Genomic DNA, 4,856 nt, shown 5'->3' with positions numbered 1-4,856 from the left:
TCGTGGCGCTGCTGGTGCAGGCGACCCTGGTGCAGGTGCTGCGGGCCGGGAGGTACGACGCCAGCCCGGCCAACCGCCGGGCGACCGTCGAGCGCTACGCCCGGCCGCGCGGCGACATCCTGGTCGACGGCCGCCGGATCACCGGCTCCCGGGCCACCGGACGGATGCTGAAGTACCGGCGCACCTACACCGACGGTCCGCTCTACGCAGCGGTGACGGGCTACTCCTCGCAGATCTACGGCAACTCCCTGCTGGAGGGCGTGGAGGACGGGGTGCTCTCGGGCACCGATCCCCGGCTGGCCGGCTTCGCCCCGTGGAGCGCGCTCACCCGCAGACCGCAGCCCGGCGGGAACGTGGTCACCACCATCGACGCCGCCGCCCAGCGGGCCGCCCTGAAGGCGATGGACGGCAAGCGGGGCGCGGTCGCCGCGGTGGAACCCGCCACCGGGCGGGTCCTGGCACTGGTGAGCACCCCCTCGTACGACCCCGGGAGCTTCGCCGGATCGTCGGACGCCGACCGCAGGGCCTGGGGCCGGCTGCAGGCCGACCCGCTGCAGCCGATGCTGAACCGGGCGCTGCGGCAGACCTATCCGCCGGGTTCGACCTTCAAAGTGGTCACGGCGGCGGCGGCGCTCACCGCCGGCGCCGACCCGGACGCCCCCACCGACACCCCCGAGCCGCTGCGGCTGCCGAACTCGGACCGGGAGCTCACCAATGAGGCACCCGGCTGCCTGGACGCCACCCTGCGGTTCGCCCTGATCCGCTCCTGCAACACCGTCTACGCCAAGGTGGGTGTGGAGGCGGGCCTGGACCGGATGGTGCGGCAGGCCGAGGCGTTCGGCTTCAACGACCCGCACCTCACCATCCCGGTGGGTGTCGCGGGCAGCGTCTTCGACACCCGGATGGACCCGGCCCGGCTGGCACTGTCGTCCATCGGCCAGTACGACACCCGGGCCACCCCGCTGCAGATGGCCATGGTCGCGGCCGGGGTGGCCAACGGCGGCAGGATCATGCGGCCCCGGCTGGTGGACCGGCTCACCAGGTCCGACGGCACCGCCGTCGCCCTGCTGTCGGAGAAGGCCTACCGGCAGGCGGTGGACGCGCGGGTCGCCGCCGAGTTGCGGTCGATGATGGAGGGCGTGGTCGCCGAGGGGACGGGCACCAATGCGCAGATCCCCGGCGCGGTGGTCGGCGGCAAGACCGGAACCGCGCAGAACGGCCTGGAGAACCGCGGCACCCCGTACGCCTGGTTCATCGGCTATGCGGGCAGGGACGGCGCGGCGCCCGCGGTGGCCCTGGCGGTGGTGATCGAGGACAGCGACGCCGGGCGGGCCGACATCAGCGGTGGCGGCCTGGCCGCGCCGGTCGCCAGGGCGGTGATGGAGGCGGTGCTGAAGGGCGGCTGACGCCGGCGCGCTCCGGCCGGGGGTCAGCCGCGGAAGAGGTTCCGTCCCACGTCCGGGGGTGCGACGTCCCGGGTGGGCTCGCCGTCGACGCCGGGGGTGGTCATGCCCGGGATGGGCTCGGTCGTCGTCCGGCGCAGCAGGACCGCGCCGTCCCGGCTCCACACCGCCGTGTACCCGTGGCCCAGCAGCAGCTGGATCCGCTGCTGCTGCTCCTCCACGGTGGCGAAGGGGAAGGCGCGGACGCCGCTGCGCATCAGGACGTACTCCCGGCCGTGCGGGACGGCGTCGACGATGACGACGTCGGCGCGGGCGGTGAGATGGGGGGCGACATTGTTGTCCGCCTCCACCGAGGCGCCGTCGGGGATGAGGGCGGCCGCCTGTATCAGTGCCCTGCGGTCTGCGGGGGGCGACCAGATCCGGGGGTTGGCGAGTCCGTAGAGGCCCAGGCAGGAGGTGGCCACCAGATTGCACAGGGCGGCGCCGATGCCCAGCACACGGGCCGCCCGGCGCAGTCGCGGGCGGCCGGTGCGGCCCCAGCGTCCCACCGCCTCCAGCGCGGCGACCAGCAGGACGGGCCAGAGGAAGGCGTCGTAGTGGTGGGTGACCGGCCAGTGGTTGGGGTTGTCGGAGAGCAGCCGTTCGGCCAGCAGCGGCGCCGCCATCAGGACGGTGGGCGAGCCCAGCGGCAGCAGCACCAGGGTGCCGAGCAGCCAGAGCAGCAGCGCGGGCTTGATCAGCGGGGTGGTGGCGGCCTGCAGCAGCAGCGCCGGATCAGCGGCGACCCTGGCCAGGGCGGAGCCTGCGTCCGGGCCGAGACTTCCGTAGTTCCAGTAGTAGCCGGGCTCACCGCCGAGGGCCGGGATGACCCAGCGGATCGTGGCCAGCGAGCAGATCGGGCCGAGGAGCAGGAGAGCCACGCCCATGGCCCGGCCGGGACCGTCCCCGGGGCGGCGCGAGCGGACGGCCAGCACCGCACCGAAGGCGCCCACCAGCAGGCCCAGGTCCTCCTTGGTGCAGAGCAGCAGCACCGCGCAGAGGGCGACGGACCGGTACCGGCGGGCCATGCCGCGCTCCAGGAGCAGCAGGGTCAGCGGGACCGCGAAGGCCACCTCGTGGAAGCCGGTGCTGGCGGCGATGCAGAGCGGCCAGCCGACGGCGTAGAGCAGCCCGGCCGCGTCCACGGCCCGGGGGGTGGCCAGGCGTGTCGAACGGAGGCAGCGGGCCGCGATCCTCCTGACCACCGGCACCCCCAGGGCGAAGAGCGCGGACTGGGCCAGGATCAGCATCCGGGGGTCGTCCCAGATCCAGTAGAGCGGGGTGAGCAGCACCAGGATCGGGGAGAAGTGATCGCCGAGCAGGGAGAAGCCCGCCGGGAAGTTGTGGTGGTAGTTCTTGATCTCCGAGTGGGGCAGCTGGAAGTGGGCGTAGCTGCGGATGCCCTGGTCGAAGATCCCCAGGTCGAAGCCGCCGACCCGGCCGGTCACCCAGGACTGGAGCCCGATCGCGGCGGTGACGGCGAAGCACAGGGCCGCGGTGACCATGCAGCGCCGCAGCGAGGGTCCGGGTGTGTGCTCGGCGGGCGGCGTCCGCCGCCGCGGTCGCGGGATCCGTCCCGGCGGTGGCGCGGTGCGGCCGGGTGCGGCGCGGTCGGGGGCGAGGGGATCCCGCGGAGCGGAGTCCGGGGCGGCGCTGTCACGGGCGGCGCTGTCAGGCAGGGACATGCCACCTGCCGGACCTCATCGAGCTCTCTCCGCGCCACATGTTCCACTCGGCCATACGTCCGGTCTCCTGACGGGTACCGCTGCTCGGCGCCAGTAACTTAGCAGCCCCCTCCACCGGGCCGGCCGACTGCGGCAGAGGAGGGCGTGATGGGGGGCAATGTCCGATCGGCCGGGTTTGCATGCGACGATTCGTACAACGTGGGTATCAGCGGCTTTGATCACGACAGCGGTGCTTTCGCGGCTTACCGTCCCCTCCCGCCGGTCGGCCACCCACCTCACGAAGGACGACGTTTTGGCAGGCAACACCACCCTGGGCGCACGCATGCTGCGGCGGAAGCCCGTCGCCGCACTGATCGCGGAGGGCGGTGGCGGAGGAGAGGAGCGGCTGCGCCGTTCCATCGGCCTGTGGCAGCTCTCCTGCATCGGCATCGGCGCCACGGTGGGCACCGGCATCTTCTTCGTGCTCGGCTCCGCGGTGCCGGAGGCCGGCCCGGCCGTGGTGGTCTCCTTCGTCATCGCCGCGATCACCGCCGGGCTCACCGCCCTGTGCTACGCCGAGCTGGCCTCGGCGATCCCGGTCTCCGGCTCCTCCTACTCCTATGCCTACGCCACGCTCGGCGAGGCCGTCGCCTTCGGAGTGGGCGCCTGCCTGCTGCTGGAGTACGGGGTGTCGGCGTCGGCGATCACCGTGACCTGGGGCCAGTACCTCAATGAGTTCTGCCGCGACGTCTTCGGCTTCACCATCCCCGACGCCATCTCCCGGCCGCCCGGCCACGGCGGCTACTTCAACCTGCCCGCGGTGGTGCTGGTGGCGCTCTGCTGCCTGCTGCTGATCCGCGGAGCCAGGGAGTCGGCCCGGGTCAACGCCGTCATGGTCGGCATCAAGCTGGTGGTCCTGGTGCTCTTCGTCTGCGTCGGCCTCACCGGGTTCCGGTCCGGGAACCTCAGCGACTTCGCCCCGCTCGGCATCGGCGGCATCGGGGCGGCGGCCTCCTCGATCTTCTTCTCCTTCATCGGCCTGGACGCGGTCTCCACCGCGGGCGAGGAGGTCAGGGACCCCAGGCGCACCATGCCGCTGGCGATCATCATCTCCCTGCTGGTCGTGACCCTGCTCTACGTCGGCGTCGCCGTCACCGCCGTCGCCGCCCAGCCGTGGCAGCGGTTCAAGGGCCAGGAGGCGGGCCTGGCCCAGATCCTCCGCGACGTCACCGGCTCCAGCTGGCCGTCGGTGATGTTCGCCCTGGGCGCCATCGTGTCGATCTTCAGCATCACCCTGGTGGTGCTCTACGGCCAGACCCGGATCCTCTACTCCATGGGCCGCGACGGCATGCTCCCGGCCCGCTTCGCCCGGGTCTCCGCCCGTACCGGCACCCCCGTGTGGAACACCGTGGTGGTGGGCGCCGGGGTCGCGCTGCTGGGCGCCTTCGTCCCGCTGGACGTGCTCGCCGACCTCACCAGCATGGGCACCCTGGTCGCCTTCGCCGTGGTCTCCGTCGGTGTGATGGTGCTCCGCCGCACCGCCCCGCGTCTGGACCGGGGCTTCAAGGTCCCGGGTTATCCGGTGGTGCCGCTGGTCAGCGTGGGGTTCTGCCTGTACCTGATCCAGGGGCTGCACGGGGTCACCTTCACCCTCTTCGGGATCTGGGTGGCCGGCGCCGCCGTCGTCTACTTCGGCTACGGCATCCGCCACTCCCGGCTCGACCGGGCCCGCGACCCCAGCCCCCAGGAC

The 4,856-nt window shown here is 72.9% G+C and carries 3 protein-coding genes; 2 read left to right on the top strand and 1 reads right to left on the bottom strand.

The window, feature by feature from the left end; genetic code table 11:
* Positions 1–2: 2 nt before the first annotated feature.
* Complete coding sequence (locus AOK09_RS17075) at positions 3–1,406, top strand: penicillin-binding transpeptidase domain-containing protein (protein ID WP_055588072.1); 1,404 nt, start codon at positions 3–5, stop codon at positions 1,404–1,406.
* A 23-nt stretch (positions 1,407–1,429) separates the two neighbouring features.
* Here AOK09_RS17075 and AOK09_RS17070 read toward each other — a convergent pair whose 3' ends face one another.
* Complete coding sequence (locus AOK09_RS17070; RefSeq protein ID WP_245687328.1) at positions 1,430–3,127, bottom strand: DUF2079 domain-containing protein; 1,698 nt, start codon at positions 3,125–3,127, stop codon at positions 1,430–1,432.
* A 292-nt stretch (positions 3,128–3,419) separates the two neighbouring features.
* Between AOK09_RS17070 and AOK09_RS17065 the strand changes: the two genes are divergently transcribed.
* The coding region (locus tag AOK09_RS17065) for an APC family permease (RefSeq protein ID WP_245687327.1) at positions 3,420–4,856 on the top strand (1,437 nt) is incomplete at its 3' end.

Source organism: Peterkaempfera griseoplana (assembly GCF_001418575.1).
Lineage (GTDB): Bacteria > Actinomycetota > Actinomycetes > Streptomycetales > Streptomycetaceae > Peterkaempfera > Peterkaempfera griseoplana.
This window is presented reverse-complemented; position numbering and strand designations above follow the sequence as displayed.